Genomic DNA, 14,572 nt, shown 5'->3' on the forward strand with positions numbered 1-14,572 from the left:
CGATCCCTCAGTCCTCGGGCGGGCACTCGGGACAGGTGACGCCGATCGAATCCAGGAAATCGCGAAGCTCGGCGGCAGCCTCATCGGACGAGACGCCTGGCGGCGGATCCTGACGAGCGATGTCGAGGGCACGCTCGCGGGCATGCGGGTCGGCGCGATCCTGCATCCACCCGTGCGCCCCGCATTCGCCGATTGCGCCGGCTTCTTGCAGAACGCTGATCGCCCATCCGCGCATCGTCCGGATCGCCGGCCGTCTCTCCTTCGTCATCAGCATCGAGATCGCTCCTGCCGGACGAATCCTTCCGCCGCCCGCGTCGTTCCGGCGCATAGCACAGAGCAGGGATTCGAAATGTGCAGGCTCAATCTTGTCCACCTGTTCCAGTGCGGGTCTGTGGACAGCTATTGTCCCGATTTCATCAGCTGCCGCGGGAGAACGAGCACTACATTGATCTGGCGATCGAGGATCTTCGAGGCGATGATCGAAATCTGCAGCGCGAACTCGTCCTCCATCTCGGCTGCGGCATCCTCGTCTCGTGCATAGACGTAGAGGATATCGCCGTCCACTTCGTCGAACCGGACAGCTCGGAAGAGCCGATCGAAGCGATCCGCACCGACGATCAGCGCCATTCGGGCGGCAATCGCCTGGTCTTGGACTGCAGTCACAATCATAGCTCGGCGGTCCTAATTTCCTCTGCCGTAGTCGACTGCGAAGACTTGGTAGTATTGGCCCGGCGTCGTCTGAGTGAACACGATCTCCAATGCGACGATCTCTGCATAACCTCTGGTATCGTCGCCGACGTTGATGAGATCAACCACAGTCAGCCCTTTGCCAGTGTCAAAGTTGGAGGCCGGCGCTCCAGGAATGCGGATGAGACCTTGCATGGCCGGGCCTCGGGTCTGGATGGCAACCTTGATGTGGGGCGCCCTTCGAACGGCGAGCCGCTCCGAACGGAAATCGATCCGCTGCCACTGGTCGCGATCTCCTGAAGCGTGACCCATGTACCTAGGTCCAGTCGCCGGATCGATAGCGGCAAAGGTTGGTGCCGTGAAAAGTAACAGGGCTGCGCAACTGCTTAAAAAGGAACGATGCATGGAGCAATTTCGTTTCGGCATCGCCCGCCTCATGCCCTGATCGAGAAGCGGTCGAATGCCGTCAGGGTTTGCAAGCGCGGTTGTACGTCCTGAAGATAGATTTGAGCCTTGAGGAACGTGATCTCATCCTCAAGCTTGCTCTCATCAACATCGACAAACCATGACCTTGGCCTACCGTCGGTCCCATCGCTCCATCTGTATCCCCGTCGCTTGAGGGCGTCCTTGAGATCGAAAGGCGATTGCTCCGCCCATACGCGGATCGTCTTTTTCCGGGCTTGCTCAAGCAGGGCCGCCAGAGCTGATGTGCCTGTCGTGGGGAGCTGGAAAGCAAGCAATTCGAGCAGCGCATGGCAATCGTCGACCGCTCTGTGGGCATGATGAAAGAAGCCGGCGCCGTTCAAGAGATAGCCCAGGCGAGAGCCTTCGAAGCCATGCTTCCGCCACTCGACCTGCGTTGCAGAGCATGCCCAGGCTTTGCGTTGGAAGATTGGCCAATAGCGCTCCGCAAATTTGCGGTCGAAGCCTGCGTTATGGGCAATGACGATCACTGCGTCGCCCACGAATGACGAAACAGAATCCTCGTCGATACGGTGGCCGGCGACCATCTCGTCGGTGATACCGGTGAGAGCAATCACCTCCGGCGGGATGGGCGCGGATGGCTCATTGAACGAGGTGAAAGTATCTCTCAGACCTGCGATGCGACCGTCCGGTAGGTAGCCGAATTTGACCATCCCCAATTCGATGACTTCGTCCTTTCGCTGGTCGAGGCCTGTCGTTTCTACATCGAGCAGAATCCCGGTTTTGGTTTGTTGCTCGCTGGACGGCGTAAAGGTCTCACGGCGCACTAAACGCCGAAGGACGCGGTAATCTGCAGATTTGGCCAATGCCTCGGCCATGGCCGCCAAGGCTAGGTGGTTCTCAGGATTCGGCGTCGTGCTGACCTCGCGTAACGCTATCTTCACGTTGGAGTTTCGCGTATGCCTTCAGGCGTTTCGGAAAGCGTGCGTGTACGCTCCTGCCGCGATGGCATATACCGCTTCGCCGCCTGAATAGAAGACAAGCGCTCCACCTGCAACCACGTCCATCTTCTCTGCATTCAGGCCAACGACCGCTGTTCGTCCGCTCATCACGACAAATGAATGCTGCCCAACAAAATCCGGAGATTCAAATTTGGGCTGCTTGGGTTTGGTGGGCTTCTTGGGCATGAAAACCTCCTTGAATGTTGCTTCAACGATCGGAGCGGCGGAGCCGCGCAATATCAATTAGCTTGACCCGGTCACGCACCTGCCGGCCCTTGAGCGACGTCAATGACATGACGGTCAGGCCCAACAGTGATCACGATTGTGTAGCTCTTTTGAGCTCCGCCCTGGTCGGTCGGCGGCGCAAGGTGCAGCTGGCCTCCGTACCATTCGCCCGGTAGCAGCGTATTGTCTTTGATCACCGCTTGCTCGAGCACGGCCATGTTGCGCTGGCCGGTCTCGATGGTCGCGGAAATCATCGCTTCATTCTGAGCAGCTGCGTTGCCTTGAGCAATGACCGCTGCGGTCGGGCTGTAGAACGTGCCGGTTCGGCCACTCGGTGTCGTGTAGCTGCCGTAACCAGCGCGAGAGGCGCTGTATGCGTTGGCGCCGGCGGCAACGCCTGTCAGAAGCGCAGCGGCGACCTGCCGGTTCTTTTCCTCCTGAACCAGCATCTCATAGGTCACGATTTTCATTTCGAAGTCCGACCCGGCGGCGTGCTGGACTGCCTCAACTTGTCCGACTCGAAACTCGACAGGCTGTCGGCTGAGATTATTAATGCCCACCACGAACACAGGGCGGCCGTTCGCTTGCAGCTGACGGGATGCCGGTCGAACGAGCACCACAGAGCTTTTCTGTCGAGACACAAGGGCAGGTTGCCCGTCCCGCATAAGAGCTTGTTGCTGCGGATTAGACGCCTTGAACGAAACCGTCTCGCCAGCTGTCATGCAGCCAGCCACCGTGGCGCAGGCCGCCACAATCACCAAAATGCGCATGTTGAAATGCCCCGTCGAAAGGGGCTATGCAAGCGCAACCGATGCGCGAGGGCAAGCGCCGTTTACGCGCGGGAGGTCCGCGGTCCGCAATCAAAAGGTCTAAGGCGGCCGCGGGGTACCGCTACGCACCTCGCGTCCAGTGCAGGGCAGGCTTTAGGCGCACTGCAGCAAGCGTGCAGGGTATTTGTCGACTATTGTACTAGGCTCAAGGACCATCAGTCGCTCGAGGACCTCAGGATACGCCGCCGGCGACTGGTGGTGGATCTGCCAGAACCGGCTGCGACTGCTGGACGTCGATCGTTCAAATCGAGCAAGACATCGCAGGCATCGAGGCCGGCTTGGAGACGCTTTCGGGGCCTGTTGGCGGGTAGCGGGCGAGCACGAGCGAATCAGTGTAAAGACGCCCAAAGGGCCGCGTGGAACCTGAATGCCATCTTCCGCTCTCACGAGGTCTGGAGGGCCCCGGAGCGCCTGATGGGCGAGGGGCGCCCCCCACTGCACATATTAGCGGGGCGACGGGCCTGGTGAGGTCTGAATGCCACCGGATGGGCGCCGTGATCGGTCGCATGAACGAAGGCGGCGGGGCAAGCCGGAATGGGCCTCCCCGAGCTGGCTGGGCGCTCCGGTAGATTTCAACCGCCTACCGCCCCGGCGATGTCCGGGAGAAGGGTCGGCGGACGATTGCCGACCGGGCGGCCTGTTGCGCCAGTCCGCCAGCCGAAAAGAAGGACAACGTGGTAGCGATGCGGGCCTGATTCTGGGGCCGCCGCAAAGCTCGGCAGAGTTGTAAAGCATCAATTTGAGTTGACGTCGGGCCTCCGGTAGGCCTTTAGTTCCTTCGTGGGGCAACCGAACTTCATCGTTAACGCAGCGTTAATAGCTGGAATGTTCGGATCTGACTTGGCGATTGCCGAGTCGCAAAGGGAGATCAGCATGGCTATGGCAACGGGGCGTCTGTACGGCCCCACAGAGGAACGGAAGGACGCGGATTACAGTTCGCTTCTCGGGTTCGTTGCTCAGCCTGTGCGGATCGATCCGCATACCCACGATGCTGAGCAGAGCCCGCAGGTCAATCTCAGAGACATCGCGGAAACCATTCGTCAGCGGTCGACATCACCCACGGAATAGCATGACCGGTGCCCCGTCGGCGCCGCCTGCGCCTGTAACGGCCGACGATCAGTTCCCGCGGTCGATGAACCTACCTAAGCAATCTCCGCTGTTTTGGGTGGCGGAGAAGGACAGGTATCTTAGGCAATTAATGATACGCGACATCCAGGCCCTGACCGGCCGGACATTGCTCGTCTATTTTGCGTCTATGACTGATCAGCGAGCGCAAATCAGCCTGGGTGACGAGGTCTATTTCACTGAGATGTTGCGCGATGCAAAGGGCGGTCCTGTCGATCTTCTGATCGAGACCCCCGGCGGCTACACCGATCCCACCGAAAAGATTGCATCGCTCCTTCGGACTCTCGCGCCCGACCTACGAGTGATCGTTCCATGCCGCGCAAAAAGCAATGGAACGATGCTCGCGCTCGTGGGATCGAACATCGTCATGGGACCGGCCTCGGAGCTCGGCCCAGCGGATCCGTTTATTTCCCTCGGGCCGAATAATATCGTGCCCGCGCATTTCCTGATCGGAGTGCAAGGGGTAGATCCGGTTTTCGTCCAGGCCGCACAGCACGCCATTGCGCAGACAATGAAGCTCGCGGAAACCCTTCTGACCACGGGCATGATGAAGGGCAAACAACCTGGAGAGATAAACTCCGTCGTGCAAGCCTTAGCGTCGCGGCAACAGTACCCATCTCACGGATCGGTCATTGACGCGGACGAGGCCATGCGTCTGGGTCTGTCAGTGACGAAACTAAGTTCATCGGACGACCTATGGCAGCGCTTGTGGCTCTTACGATGCATGTACGAGCACGACATCCGTCGGGCAGGGGCGATCAAAATCTTTGAAGGCCCTTCGATCAGCAACAGCCTGCGAGCTGCTTAGCCGCCGCGGGACCATCCCGGCGGCAAGATCCCAGGTTTTGGCTCGTGCCCCTTCTCGATGTCGAGGAGGTCGCAAACGTTTTCAGGCTTGGCATCGACGACGCGCCATCGATTGAGATCGCGAAACCATAGCTTCTCTTCAAATCGATAGACCTTCAAGATCGGTCCAGCGGCTGCGCCAGGATCAGACCCGCACGTCTTCACGAAGACTGCTTCGCGATCAAACCTCTTGTCGAACGCAACCTGCTCGGCATCAGGGATATATCTGTTCCAATATCCGAACAGGCCAATCCCGCAAAAGAACAGGACAACAAATATAAAGCTTCCTAGACCGCGCACTGCGACTATCCCCGATACCGCTGACTATAGAAAACGCGCCAACCGCCAAACGATCGCGACGACTGTAAGACATACAGGTGATAGTGCGCCGGCCGATGCGGTTCATCCTACTGTCGCTTCTTGGCTCGGGATTCCAGGACAGCGAGCGTCGCTTCTCCCACGGCGTGGTTCTCATAAGCGGTGAGCTGACCCCCTACGAGATTGGGATTGCGCTCGAGCATCTTCGCTAGCAGACCGCCGCAAAGCACTGCCGCATTTTTTGCGATCAGATCTGCAGCGTTCGATCCAGCTGAGAGCCGCATAGATTCATCAGAAACGCAGCGATTGTAAGCTGCGATTTCCAGATCGATGGCAAAGGCCGGTGCCGAAAGCGCACAGAACAAGATCATGGCGTACGATATTATTCGCATGGTCATTCCTGCACATCAATCGCGTGTAAAGCCGGCGCATAGCCAGCCGATAAGCCAGAAGAATAGGAAAACGGCGGCGCTGCACGCGATCGAGATGGCGAGCCCGAGAGAAAAGGGCTGGATTGCGTATTCAAGGGGAGCAGGAGGGGCGCCTCTCGCGTGCGCAAGCGCTACTTCCACCGGGTCTCCGTAGAAATAATAGCCTGGGCATCCAGATTCATCCCAATCCACTTTTTTAGGATCGTACGTCCTTGTTTTGAGCGGACGATTTTCCTTAACCAGACGTGCAATGCACGTTGCCTGCGCGAATTTTCGATTTTCTCTGTCCTGCTGTTCCACTGCTGTCACTACTGAGAAGGCAATACCGATGAGCAGGAAAATTGCACCGGCAACAATGCCGATCCGCTTGAAGCCGCGAATGAAGCGGGCTCCTGCCGTCAACGGCACGGGTGCTGATCGATAGGGGCTGATCTCGGTCATTCTTGCAAAATTCGGAAAGAGATGTTGCGACACGTGAGAAATGCGAGAAGAGCCGCCGGTTTTAAAACACCGGCGGCTTGAGCGATCGATCTCGTTACACAGGCGGCAAGCCAATCATCGTGCGCCCCCAATTGTAGGGGGCTTTCCGATCAATCGCTGTGCAACTCGCAAAATTCTCTCTACTCGGCTTATTCTCTTTTTTTCCTTGGCAATTATAAAATCCTTGACCGAACGCAAACGTGTCGCGAGGCGCACCAGTAAGCTTGAGCGAGTCCCACATTGTGTTGCGGCCCTCGATGGGCGGCGCCCCTCCACGCAGACACCACTCGATGTCCATCTGAGCTCGCACGGAATCGCAAGCGCTCGCGTCCCATGATCCAGCCAGTGAGATGACAAACGCGCCGAAAAATGTTCTTCCGATAAACATCGTGCCCCCTGCATAGGTTCTAAGGTCAAACGGCGCGGATCCCACCGCAACCCGAAGGCGAGCGCAAGAGATGCGGCCATAAGGTAAGCAAATTTATTTTTTCACAATAAGCCCCATTGCGCGCGCCATTCGCCTCACGGATCCGGTGTGCCGACCGAGCGCCGCCGCTATCTCCGACACGACACGACGACGTGCCAGCCACGCAAGCCGCTTCCGCTCAGCCGCAGTCCATTCCTTTGGCTTCGACGATCTCATTTCGAAATGATCGAATGAGCTCGATGCGAGCGATATTGGGAAATTTACGGGTGGCGGCGAGCGACTAAAGTGCGCCGAAGCGCCCAGGAGAGACGGATTTCTTAACGCACCTCAAACCCGCCAACCTTAGTGCAATACGCGAGCGGCTTCTGCTAGCCGGACCTTCTCTCTCAGCCCCTCAAGATCTTTCATTGCTTTAAGCAATCTCACCAGATCAGAGACCATGTGTGCCAGAGTAGGCTTGCGCGGCTTTGGGACTCGAGATTTCTGTTTCATCGCGAAACGGCTCCCTGCCATGACCGACGGAGATGGGCTGGATCAGCAAGGACCGTGCCAAGCGAAGTGCAATCAGTCGCGGCAGAGAGCGTGGGGGCGGGCAGGAGGGGGTCACCGCGTCGGCAGCCGGTCAACCATATTCGCCAAGACCTTCGGCGGCAGCCCGATCCCCGAGAGCTTCCAGGTCGTCCCGTCCAGATGCATGCTGACGCTACCTGCGTCCTGACTCTCGCCAAGCCGCAACGCAAACTCGACAGGCTTCACCGGGGTGATCCGTCCGGCGAAAACGAAGATGTTCGAGACGTCGAGCTCGGCCAACGACGACATCGTTCCGAACGTGATGTTCTCCGCGCCGTTGCGAACAGTACCGCTCTTCAGAAGTACCGACAGGTTTTCCGGAGTCAAGAGCTTGATTGCGAGATCATCGGCGATCGTTGCGCCGAACGCGTTTATGGCCATTCGCTCGAATGGTCGCACCGGCCGCTTTTGGCTGATTCGATCGAGGTACGCGGAGACAACCTGGTCGACGAGGGAGTGGCGAACACGCGGCAGATCCGTTCGGGTCATCACTTGACGGGCGTCTCCGCTCCGAACGGCCGAAACGAGATCCAACGCGGAAACGAAAGCCGATCCGGCATACACCACAAGGCAGAGCACGAGGACCGCAACGATGCCTACGAGCCACTTCATGGAGCGGCAATCGAGGCGACCGGACTTTGTTCCCGGAGCTACCGATCCGGTGGCGCCTTCGATCCATAGGATTGACGCGCGATTGGGCGATCCCCGGCACTCAGCGTTGGGATCGCAAGGGGATTGATTGGTATCTCGACCGGGCGTCCGGTCTGGCTACCGAGGCGACCGCATCGAGCGATCCGCTGGCAGACTGGCGGGCTTTCCGCGCATGGCGAACGACATGACACTAATCCTGAGCAAGCTTCATCAGACCTTTTAAGCGGCGACCGATACCACCCTTAAGTTCGCGCATGTTACGAAACATAATTATGGGATAGTCTTTGACATCAAAATGAAGCTTCGTCCCTGAACGAGCAATGTAGATTGGGGTCTTCCCAATACCGTGTGCGTATCCGGCTTCCCAAAACACATTTGGCCTCTCAAGCGTCAGGTCGACAAAAACATACTCTGCCTTTCGAATAGACTCTAAAATTCGATCCGTGATGCGGTCATTCGACTCGGCATCATCGATCCTCTCGGCGGCAATTCCGAATTCCTTCGTGGCCTCTTTTATAGCTTCAAGAACGTCGACGAGCTGATGGTCGTTTTCGTCGATTGCCATGGCTACGAAAGCATAGCCTTTCTGGATGTCCGCAACGACCTGAGCACCGTCTTCGGGCTCTTTTGGAGAAGGATTGAGCAGCTCGGCAATGGTCATATCGATCATATCGCCAATTGTCGGGACTAGGCTCATCAGGTACGGGCGGGGTCGTACATCAGATCGAACGGATTCGAGTTTCGCATTATTGGCCCTCCAATTGCGGGAGGAGGACTAATTGTGACAAGCCTCATGCATCCGGCTTCGACGATTTCTCGCTCAACTGCTCGCCTATTGAGGTTCAGCCGTTCGCGAAGTTCAGCGTCGGGCTTGTTGTGCCATGCCTGAAGTCTTTTCTTGAATGCTTTAAGCCGCTCGATACGGTCTTTTATGTCCATGAATTATCCGGAATAAGCGTTGAACCTGCCGTGCTTCACGCCGCGAATGTACCCGCGCGACACGCGCTCTTCCATCTCGCGCTCCAAAAACTCGTTCGCAATCAACAGCGCCTTCACAGCTTCGCGCGCATCACCGCCGCAGGCTGCTATGGCCTGATCGGCGGCAGCTTCCAAAGCCTGCGCATCCAATTGTAGTTTGGGAGCGGCAGCTTCGGGCATGAGGAAGTCCAAACGGTGGGGCTAGGCAATGTTCTCATTCCGTTCTAAACAAGTCAAGCATGGTCGAGCGCGGCTGGAATCGCGAGTTCGATGAACCGATCTCGCTGCCCGGCGGGAAGGAGCTTGTCACTTTGCGGGATGCTGCAATGTACGTGACGCTGCTTCCGGCTGAGAGCGCCCAAGCGCGAGGAGTGGCAGGCCGCTATTGAGGCTTTGATGTTAGTGGCAGAGCAAGGCGGTCCCACAATGTTCGCGCGGATAGGAATCATGCGGGCGCTCAACATTGGCAGGGCGGAAGTGCCTCGAAAGAAGGTTGCGAAGAAATATAGGATTGTGCGGTGATGCTCAGATTGCCGGTTCGATCATATCGGCGCAATATTGGCCGCTCCTGATTATCGTTGAGCGTACTTAGATTGTTTAAGGAGACTTGAGATGAGAGTGTTTTTGGGCGTGCTTTTGGCTTTCTGCCTCGCTTCCGCAGCGCATTCGCAAGACTCACCCTACCGAAAAGAGTTGAAGCGTGCAGACCTCACCGGCACAAACATGGAGGTGATAACAAGCATTAGCGAAATAAAACCCGGCGAAGTCTCGATGTTGCACATCCATCATGGGGACGAGTCGTACTACTTCCTGGAGGGCGGCACTATCGAGACTCCAGACGGCAACCAACGGAACGTGCCGACGGGTACTGTGGGTGTAAACGCGCGTGACGTGCCCCACGGCGCTTATAAGGTTGTTGGCGACAAAACGATAAAGATTCTGACCGTCCACATCGTCGACAAAGGTAAGCCCCTTTACGACAAACCCAATTAGGAGAGTCCACTATCATCGGGCGGTTTTGCAGCGTTCTATTCCGGGCGGCGGCGTTAACGGTTCTTACTCTGTCGCCCGGCATTGCGAGCAATTTGGTCGGACAAGCCAGCATCATTGACGGCGACACGCTCGAAATTCACGGCACGCGCATTCGCCTTTTTGGAATTGATGCACCCGAAAGCTCGCAGCTCTGTCGCGGTGACGACAGCTTGCCTTATCGTTGCGGAGCGAAGGCGGCGAACGAGCTGGACGCCTTCATAGCGCGGCGGCCGGTTGACTGTGAGCCGGTTGGGCGTGATTTCCATGGACGTACAGTCGCAACGTGCTCAGCGAGCGGTGTTGATCTTGCGGAGTGGCTAGTCCGTGGCGGGCTCGCATTCGATTGGCCTCGCTACTCCAAAGGTAAATACGACGGCGCGCAACGCGAAGCCGAACGCGCGGGGCGGGGAGTATGGACGGGCAGCTACGTCGTGCCCTGGCTCTATCGCGCTTGCATCAAAGACGGCGGCGAGCCTAAAGGTTGTTCTGACGGGGCAAATGCACGGCCGTAGTGATCAGCGACAGGCTTCGTAGACTGAAAGCGGCAAGGTCACCGGGACGGCGACGCCCCAGCGCAGCTGTTCCCCCTTTGACGTATATTTGATGCGCGATTGAAACGCGCACTGCCGCTCGTTGGTTTGGAGGGTAATCGAAACTGCTCTCGGAGATCCCCATGAGCGACGAGGATATGGTCGTCCTGGCCGGATTGGCCGGCTTAGCCTGGTGGACATACGTCTTTCTGCCCCTGGTCTATTTCTATACCTGAAGGACGGGTTGTTTGGTGGACGTTGTGCCGCTTTGGAGATCTTGGAGGAGGAGACCCGGAGGCGGGCGCACGAGCTTTGGGAGAACGAGGGGCGGCCCGAGGGCAGGGACCTAGAATTCTGGTTGCGCGCGGAGCGCGAGCTACACCGGGGAGGCCCTTAAACCCATCAACCCACGCGGCTGATCTTTCACGTGGAGGAGCGCGTGGAGAAGATCAAAGAACGCGAAAAACATCAATTAAATCAATTATCATAGGGGGACACCCCTTCCACCGAGCCGAAGCGATAATCGTCTCCGTCCCTCGGGTTCCTCCGCAGGATCTTCATCAGCTTCGGCTTCGGCGGTCGCTTCTTCGGATCCTTATGGTTGAAGTGCCCGCGGGTTGGCATAGGGATCATATATCGCTTGCAGAGGTGGCGTAGGGCGGTCTCGGTGATCCCAAGATCGGCGCCGGCGCGGATCATGGTTTTGCTCCACACCAAGTCTCGGAGCTTCGCCCGGCTTATCTTGACCTGCGTGCCGCGAATGCTGACATCGACACCGCGGGTCTTCGGCGGCGGTTTGATCCCGTGCTTCAGCTCGAAGGCTTTGGTGGCGCGGTCTTCCATCCTTGATCGGTAGCGCGCCAGGCGCTCTGGGTAGGGATATGGAAACGGCGCGCACGCCTTCTTCAGCTTGTAATAGCGCCGGGCCCAGGATTGCTGCTCTTTGTCATCGAACGGATAGAAGGGCAGGTCGACGGCGCGCGCCCACGGAGCTCCGTCGGGCACGTAGCCGGGTCTGTTCAGGTCGAAGTCCCACCACAGGGCGTCGGAGAGCCTGATACGTTGCTGCGGAGCGGCCAGGTGATCGACTGTCTCGGCGCAGTATCTGGGGTGCCCTGATGGATCGCCGGCCACTGGCGCAATGATGCCGACATTGAGGAGGCCGTCGAGCTCGTAGCCTTTAAGTTGGAGCCGCTCGAGGAGCTCCTGTTCGTCGTAGAGGGGCGGATCGGTCGTCATTGCTTCATCCGCCGACGACAACGCGCGTCCATCTGATCGGGCGGTTAGCAAAGCTTGTGTTGAAATAGCCTTTTGGAGGTGTCGGCACCTCGTAAAGTTTGCAGATCCGCATAAGCACGTGCTTCTTCATCCTAAGGCGTTTCGCCACCTCGGCCATCGGCGCATTCCAGACGCGCAGACCCAGCTCAACTCGAGAGATGCCGGTGTACTTGGTGACCTCATCGTTCTGAAGCGCGGCCAGTCGATCGATCATGAGCTGGGCATAGGCGGCCGCAAGCATCGCCTTTTTGATCTCGGGTGAAACATCGTGCGGTACGCTGGGCTCCAGGGCAGGGGACGCTTCCAGCGGCCGCGGATCCTGAGCGCGGTCAATGGCCTGATCGTGCGGCAGAGGGGGCGGAAATGGGTCGTTGGGCGCGCCGGTGAATGGCTCTGCGGCGTTGAGGACTTCCTGTTCGTTGCACATGCTTTGCTCTCCGTGAGCCCCAGCATGCGTTTGGGATCACTGAAACCGAGCTCGGTCAACGGTGAGAGTTTGTTGGCTTTGTCGACATTGCGCGAATTGCCTGCAATCTGGAGGCCCCCGCTTGCGTGTTGGTCTTTGTCGGGTCGGTAATGATCACAAAACTCGACCGGCGCGGACGAAGCACTCCGAATCGGGTCGGGTTGCTAGTGCTGCATTGTCGATTTTATCCGTTTTGGCGGTTCTGAAAGGAGCGACTTCGTCGACCGAGGCTGGCTGCTCTCTGCGATAGTGGGCAGTGCGGGGTACGTCGCCGGAGGCTGGTTCGGTGAGATGACTTAGGGGCGCGCAGCCCTTTCACGTGGCTGCTTCGCGGCAGCGCTCGGCCGCCTGATCAGACGGGCGTCTAACTTGGACGCCGGCGGCAGCTGCAGCATGCAGCATCTTCTCGCGTCCGAAGAGATTGAACGGCTTGCCCTCACTCTCCTCGATCATCGATTGGGCCTGCAGTCTCATGAACTCGTCGGCGTACTCACGACCCTGAAGCTGCGCGAGCATGTTGTATTCGCGGTTTAGCTTCGCGATAAGGCGATCGCCGGACCATCGAACAATCGCTTGCTGGATCCGCACAATCCAGTAAGCGAAAAACAACGCCGCGCCGGCAACAGCGAGCGACAAGTACAGCGGCGACAGGTGATCGCCGTAGGCTCCGAGCGCCCTAGCTATGCGCCAGGTGGGCTCATGCCAGAAGAGCAGGATGCCCCCGGTGACCATTCCGAGCACTGCGATCGCGCTGGCAAATCCCAGGGTGAACACCGTGTAGAATTGGCCGCGGGGCATCCCCAAACCTCCGTTCTGAGCTCAACGCCAGATTGCCGTAGCTGAAGGGCCCCTGCAAGCCCGTCAGAAGGCCCCTCAGTCAAGGTAGGAGTCCGCCGCAAATCGTGCGCAGTGAAGTGCGCCAGTCCCAGAAATTCGCGGATGCCGCCACGATCCGAGATGTCCTTTCCCTTTTTCTTGCCCTTTTTCTTGCCATTCAGTGCTTGGCTGATTGAAGCGCGCGAAATTGCAATGTCCCCGATGCTGAATCTGCTTGGAAAGACTACCTCCGCCGGCACCTCGTCGATGGGTTCGGGTGGATTGTTGTGACCGATGCCGGGCCGCTCGCGTGTGGTCGCTTCCCTAACAATCTCTTTTGCGAGTTCTGAGAGGGGGACGAGCACAGCCCGGTCCTTTTTCACACGACCGGGCGGCATGTCGTAAAGCGCCTCCACGGTGTCGAGGTGCGTGAGTTCGGCGATCCTGGCGCCGGCCGCTTGGTACGGGCGGACCATCGTCGCCAGGATGAACCTGATTGCAAGGGCAACGGGCCGCTCCACGGGACAGTCGGGCAGGTCGAGACCCCACCAAAGGATTCGGATCTCGTCGTCCGCCAGGACTCGGTTGCGCTCCTTTTCCTTGCCGCCGCGACGCTCCATCCCCTCCAGCGGGTTAGAGGGGACGTACTTCCGCCCGGGCTGTTTGCCCCACTTGAACATCTTGTGGAGGATCGATTGGGTCCGGTTGGCGCTGACGGGTGCGGCTTCAGCGATTAGATCCAGCAGCTCTGCGGCGTCGTCGTCGGTAATGGCTGCTGCCAGCAGGCGCCCCCATTCGTCGCGCGGCCGCTTGAGGTATTGGACGTCATTCTTCCAGCTCTTCTTGTTTGCGCTCGGAATCTCCGCCGGCCACTTCCCCGTCGCATTGAACGCCTGGACGATCTCCTTGCCTCCGGTCCCGATCACGTACTCGGCTATGTATCGGTCCGCAAAGGCATCGAACGTCAACTGATCTCGTTTGGGGCGGTTCGCCCGCTTCGCTGCAGCCGGGTCGGCGCCGTTGGCGATGTTCCCAAGCAAGATCTTGGCTTGGGTACGGGCGGCCTCGGGGGCCAACTTCCCGACTGCCGCGACGGTGTAGCGCCGGACGGGAGCTCCGCGGCCGGTCCCGGCGCGATAGACGATGACGAATGATTTGGCGCCGGTGGGTCGGACGCGTACCCCGAACCCGGGTAGCTTGGCGTCCCACACTGTGTATTCGGATGCCTGCTTTTCGAGGCCGTCGACCAGGCTCTTTGTGATGGTTTGACCGCTCATTTGCCCTCCGGGAAGCACGGGGGAAGCACCGCGATGCCAATCACAGCAGGCAAGGGATAGCGGTAGGTTATGGTTGGCCAGACTTTCCGCGAGGCGTTAGGGCCTCTGAGGGTGGGTGAGGGGAGGCGAGGGAATGGCAGATATGTCTGGGAGACTAGGGGTCGGAGGTTCAAATCCTCTC

21 protein-coding genes are annotated in these 14,572 nt (G+C 58.6%); 5 read left to right on the top strand and 16 right to left on the bottom strand.

What is annotated here, in order from left to right:
• Positions 1-7 precede the first annotated feature (7 nt).
• From ACR9YP_RS23005 to ACR9YP_RS23030, 6 genes are all read right to left on the bottom strand, one after another.
• A complete protein-coding gene (locus ACR9YP_RS23005) occupies positions 8-274 on the bottom strand; it encodes a hypothetical protein (protein ID WP_438110730.1) in 267 nt (88 codons plus the stop codon).
• A gap of 125 nt (positions 275-399) precedes the next feature.
• On the bottom strand, positions 400-627 hold the full coding sequence (locus tag ACR9YP_RS23010) for a hypothetical protein (RefSeq protein ID WP_438107943.1): 228 nt from the start codon (positions 625-627) through the stop codon (positions 400-402).
• 54 nt (positions 628-681) lie between these two features.
• Complete coding sequence (locus ACR9YP_RS23015) at positions 682-999, bottom strand: hypothetical protein (RefSeq protein ID WP_438107944.1); 318 nt, start codon at positions 997-999, stop codon at positions 682-684.
• A gap of 122 nt (positions 1,000-1,121) precedes the next feature.
• Positions 1,122-2,048: a 3'-5' exonuclease gene (locus ACR9YP_RS23020; protein WP_438110731.1), complete on the bottom strand. Its 927-nt coding sequence runs from the start codon at positions 2,046-2,048 to the stop codon at positions 1,122-1,124.
• A gap of 27 nt (positions 2,049-2,075) precedes the next feature.
• Positions 2,076-2,297 carry a hypothetical protein gene (locus ACR9YP_RS23025; RefSeq protein WP_438107945.1) on the bottom strand — a complete coding sequence of 74 codons (222 nt, stop codon included), beginning with the start codon at positions 2,295-2,297 and terminating at the stop codon, positions 2,076-2,078.
• Between the two features lie 71 nt (positions 2,298-2,368).
• The gene (locus tag ACR9YP_RS23030; protein WP_438107946.1) at positions 2,369-3,106 is read right to left on the bottom strand and encodes a hypothetical protein; all 738 of its coding nucleotides are present in this window, start codon (positions 3,104-3,106) and stop codon (positions 2,369-2,371) included.
• Positions 3,107-4,039: 933 nt separating this feature from the next.
• On the opposite strand from ACR9YP_RS23030, the gene ACR9YP_RS23035 reads away from it, so the two are divergent.
• Together ACR9YP_RS23035 and ACR9YP_RS23040 are read left to right on the top strand one after the other, a co-directional pair.
• Positions 4,040-4,234 carry a hypothetical protein gene (locus ACR9YP_RS23035; RefSeq protein WP_438107947.1) on the top strand — a complete coding sequence of 65 codons (195 nt, stop codon included), beginning with the start codon at positions 4,040-4,042 and terminating at the stop codon, positions 4,232-4,234.
• 1 nt (position 4,235) lies between these two features.
• Complete coding sequence (locus ACR9YP_RS23040; RefSeq protein WP_438107948.1) at positions 4,236-5,099, top strand: SDH family Clp fold serine proteinase; 864 nt, start codon at positions 4,236-4,238, stop codon at positions 5,097-5,099.
• On the opposite strand, the gene ACR9YP_RS23045 is transcribed toward ACR9YP_RS23040, so the two are convergent.
• The 6 genes from ACR9YP_RS23045 to ACR9YP_RS23070 form a co-directional block, all read right to left on the bottom strand.
• Positions 5,096-5,437, bottom strand: coding sequence for a hypothetical protein (locus ACR9YP_RS23045; protein ID WP_438107949.1), 342 nt, complete (start codon positions 5,435-5,437; stop codon positions 5,096-5,098). The two genes, ACR9YP_RS23040 and ACR9YP_RS23045, sit on opposite strands and share 4 nt — an antisense overlap.
• A 107-nt stretch (positions 5,438-5,544) precedes the next feature.
• Complete coding sequence (locus tag ACR9YP_RS23050) at positions 5,545-5,853, bottom strand: hypothetical protein (protein WP_474217144.1); 309 nt, start codon at positions 5,851-5,853, stop codon at positions 5,545-5,547.
• A 9-nt stretch (positions 5,854-5,862) separates the two neighbouring features.
• Positions 5,863-6,327 carry a hypothetical protein gene (locus tag ACR9YP_RS23055; RefSeq protein ID WP_474217145.1) on the bottom strand — a complete coding sequence of 155 codons (465 nt, stop codon included), beginning with the start codon at positions 6,325-6,327 and terminating at the stop codon, positions 5,863-5,865.
• A gap of 1,069 nt (positions 6,328-7,396) precedes the next feature.
• Positions 7,397-7,975: a DUF2939 domain-containing protein gene (locus ACR9YP_RS23060; protein WP_438107952.1), complete on the bottom strand. Its 579-nt coding sequence runs from the start codon at positions 7,973-7,975 to the stop codon at positions 7,397-7,399.
• A 229-nt stretch (positions 7,976-8,204) separates the two neighbouring features.
• The gene (locus ACR9YP_RS23065; RefSeq protein ID WP_438107953.1) at positions 8,205-8,684 is read right to left on the bottom strand and encodes a hypothetical protein; all 480 of its coding nucleotides are present in this window, start codon (positions 8,682-8,684) and stop codon (positions 8,205-8,207) included.
• A gap of 272 nt (positions 8,685-8,956) precedes the next feature.
• A complete protein-coding gene (locus ACR9YP_RS23070; protein ID WP_438107954.1) occupies positions 8,957-9,172 on the bottom strand; it encodes a hypothetical protein in 216 nt (71 codons plus the stop codon).
• 432 nt (positions 9,173-9,604) lie between these two features.
• Between ACR9YP_RS23070 and ACR9YP_RS23075 the strand changes: the two genes are divergently transcribed.
• The 3 genes from ACR9YP_RS23075 to ACR9YP_RS23085 all read left to right on the top strand — a co-directional run bounded on the left by ACR9YP_RS23075 (position 9,605) and on the right by ACR9YP_RS23085 (position 10,951).
• Positions 9,605-9,985 (top strand): cupin domain-containing protein, encoded by a 381-nt coding sequence (locus ACR9YP_RS23075; RefSeq protein WP_474217146.1) that lies wholly within the window; start codon positions 9,605-9,607, stop codon positions 9,983-9,985.
• 68 nt (positions 9,986-10,053) lie between these two features.
• Positions 10,054-10,536 (top strand): thermonuclease family protein, encoded by a 483-nt coding sequence (locus ACR9YP_RS23080; RefSeq protein WP_438110733.1) that lies wholly within the window; start codon positions 10,054-10,056, stop codon positions 10,534-10,536.
• A 211-nt stretch (positions 10,537-10,747) separates the two neighbouring features.
• Positions 10,748-10,951 (top strand): DUF2934 domain-containing protein, encoded by a 204-nt coding sequence (locus ACR9YP_RS23085; RefSeq protein WP_438107956.1) that lies wholly within the window; start codon positions 10,748-10,750, stop codon positions 10,949-10,951.
• Positions 10,952-11,031: 80 nt separating this feature from the next.
• Here the strand turns inward: ACR9YP_RS23085 and ACR9YP_RS23090 are convergent, their stop codons facing one another.
• From ACR9YP_RS23090 to ACR9YP_RS23105, 4 genes are all read right to left on the bottom strand, one after another.
• Positions 11,032-11,793 (bottom strand): BPTI domain-containing protein, encoded by a 762-nt coding sequence (locus ACR9YP_RS23090; protein WP_438107957.1) that lies wholly within the window; start codon positions 11,791-11,793, stop codon positions 11,032-11,034.
• Positions 11,794-11,797: 4 nt separating this feature from the next.
• Positions 11,798-12,259, bottom strand: a complete 462-nt coding sequence (locus ACR9YP_RS23095) for a hypothetical protein (protein ID WP_438107958.1) — start codon at positions 12,257-12,259, stop codon at positions 11,798-11,800.
• A gap of 354 nt (positions 12,260-12,613) precedes the next feature.
• Positions 12,614-13,030 carry a hypothetical protein gene (locus ACR9YP_RS23100; RefSeq protein WP_474217147.1) on the bottom strand — a complete coding sequence of 139 codons (417 nt, stop codon included), beginning with the start codon at positions 13,028-13,030 and terminating at the stop codon, positions 12,614-12,616.
• Positions 12,979-14,391, bottom strand: coding sequence for a tyrosine-type recombinase/integrase (locus ACR9YP_RS23105; RefSeq protein WP_474217149.1), 1,413 nt, complete (start codon positions 14,389-14,391; stop codon positions 12,979-12,981). Before ACR9YP_RS23105 ends, ACR9YP_RS23100 begins: the two co-directional genes overlap by 52 nt.
• Between the last annotated feature and the right edge of the window lie 181 nt (positions 14,392-14,572).

This window comes from Bradyrhizobium sp. BR14999, from assembly GCF_056106085.1.

Bases quoted from the DNA above. Each gene is read 5' to 3' on its own strand.
- ACR9YP_RS23015 (WP_438107944.1), bottom strand. From the start codon at position 999: ATGGGTCACGCTTCAGGAGATCGCGACCAGTGGCAGCGGATCGATTTC.
- ACR9YP_RS23030 (WP_438107946.1), bottom strand. From the start codon at position 3,106: ATGCGCATTTTGGTGATTGTGGCGGCCTGCGCCACGGTGGCTGGCTGC.
- ACR9YP_RS23005 (WP_438110730.1), bottom strand. From the start codon at position 274: ATGCTGATGACGAAGGAGAGACGGCCGGCGATCCGGACGATGCGCGGA.
- ACR9YP_RS23090 (WP_438107957.1), bottom strand. From the start codon at position 11,793: ATGACGACCGATCCGCCCCTCTACGACGAACAGGAGCTCCTCGAGCGG.
- ACR9YP_RS23055 (WP_474217145.1), bottom strand. From the start codon at position 6,327: ATGACCGAGATCAGCCCCTATCGATCAGCACCCGTGCCGTTGACGGCA.
- ACR9YP_RS23050 (WP_474217144.1), bottom strand. From the start codon at position 5,853: ATGACCATGCGAATAATATCGTACGCCATGATCTTGTTCTGTGCGCTT.
- ACR9YP_RS23035 (WP_438107947.1), top strand. From the start codon at position 4,040: ATGGCTATGGCAACGGGGCGTCTGTACGGCCCCACAGAGGAACGGAAG.
- ACR9YP_RS23100 (WP_474217147.1), bottom strand. From the start codon at position 13,030: ATGGTCACCGGGGGCATCCTGCTCTTCTGGCATGAGCCCACCTGGCGC.
- ACR9YP_RS23025 (WP_438107945.1), bottom strand. From the start codon at position 2,297: ATGCCCAAGAAGCCCACCAAACCCAAGCAGCCCAAATTTGAATCTCCG.
- ACR9YP_RS23010 (WP_438107943.1), bottom strand. From the start codon at position 627: ATGGCGCTGATCGTCGGTGCGGATCGCTTCGATCGGCTCTTCCGAGCT.
- ACR9YP_RS23060 (WP_438107952.1), bottom strand. From the start codon at position 7,975: ATGAAGTGGCTCGTAGGCATCGTTGCGGTCCTCGTGCTCTGCCTTGTG.
- ACR9YP_RS23075 (WP_474217146.1), top strand. From the start codon at position 9,605: ATGAGAGTGTTTTTGGGCGTGCTTTTGGCTTTCTGCCTCGCTTCCGCA.
- ACR9YP_RS23065 (WP_438107953.1), bottom strand. From the start codon at position 8,684: ATGATCGATATGACCATTGCCGAGCTGCTCAATCCTTCTCCAAAAGAG.
- ACR9YP_RS23040 (WP_438107948.1), top strand. From the start codon at position 4,236: ATGACCGGTGCCCCGTCGGCGCCGCCTGCGCCTGTAACGGCCGACGAT.
- ACR9YP_RS23070 (WP_438107954.1), bottom strand. From the start codon at position 9,172: ATGCCCGAAGCTGCCGCTCCCAAACTACAATTGGATGCGCAGGCTTTG.
- ACR9YP_RS23095 (WP_438107958.1), bottom strand. From the start codon at position 12,259: ATGTGCAACGAACAGGAAGTCCTCAACGCCGCAGAGCCATTCACCGGC.
- ACR9YP_RS23105 (WP_474217149.1), bottom strand. From the start codon at position 14,391: ATGAGCGGTCAAACCATCACAAAGAGCCTGGTCGACGGCCTCGAAAAG.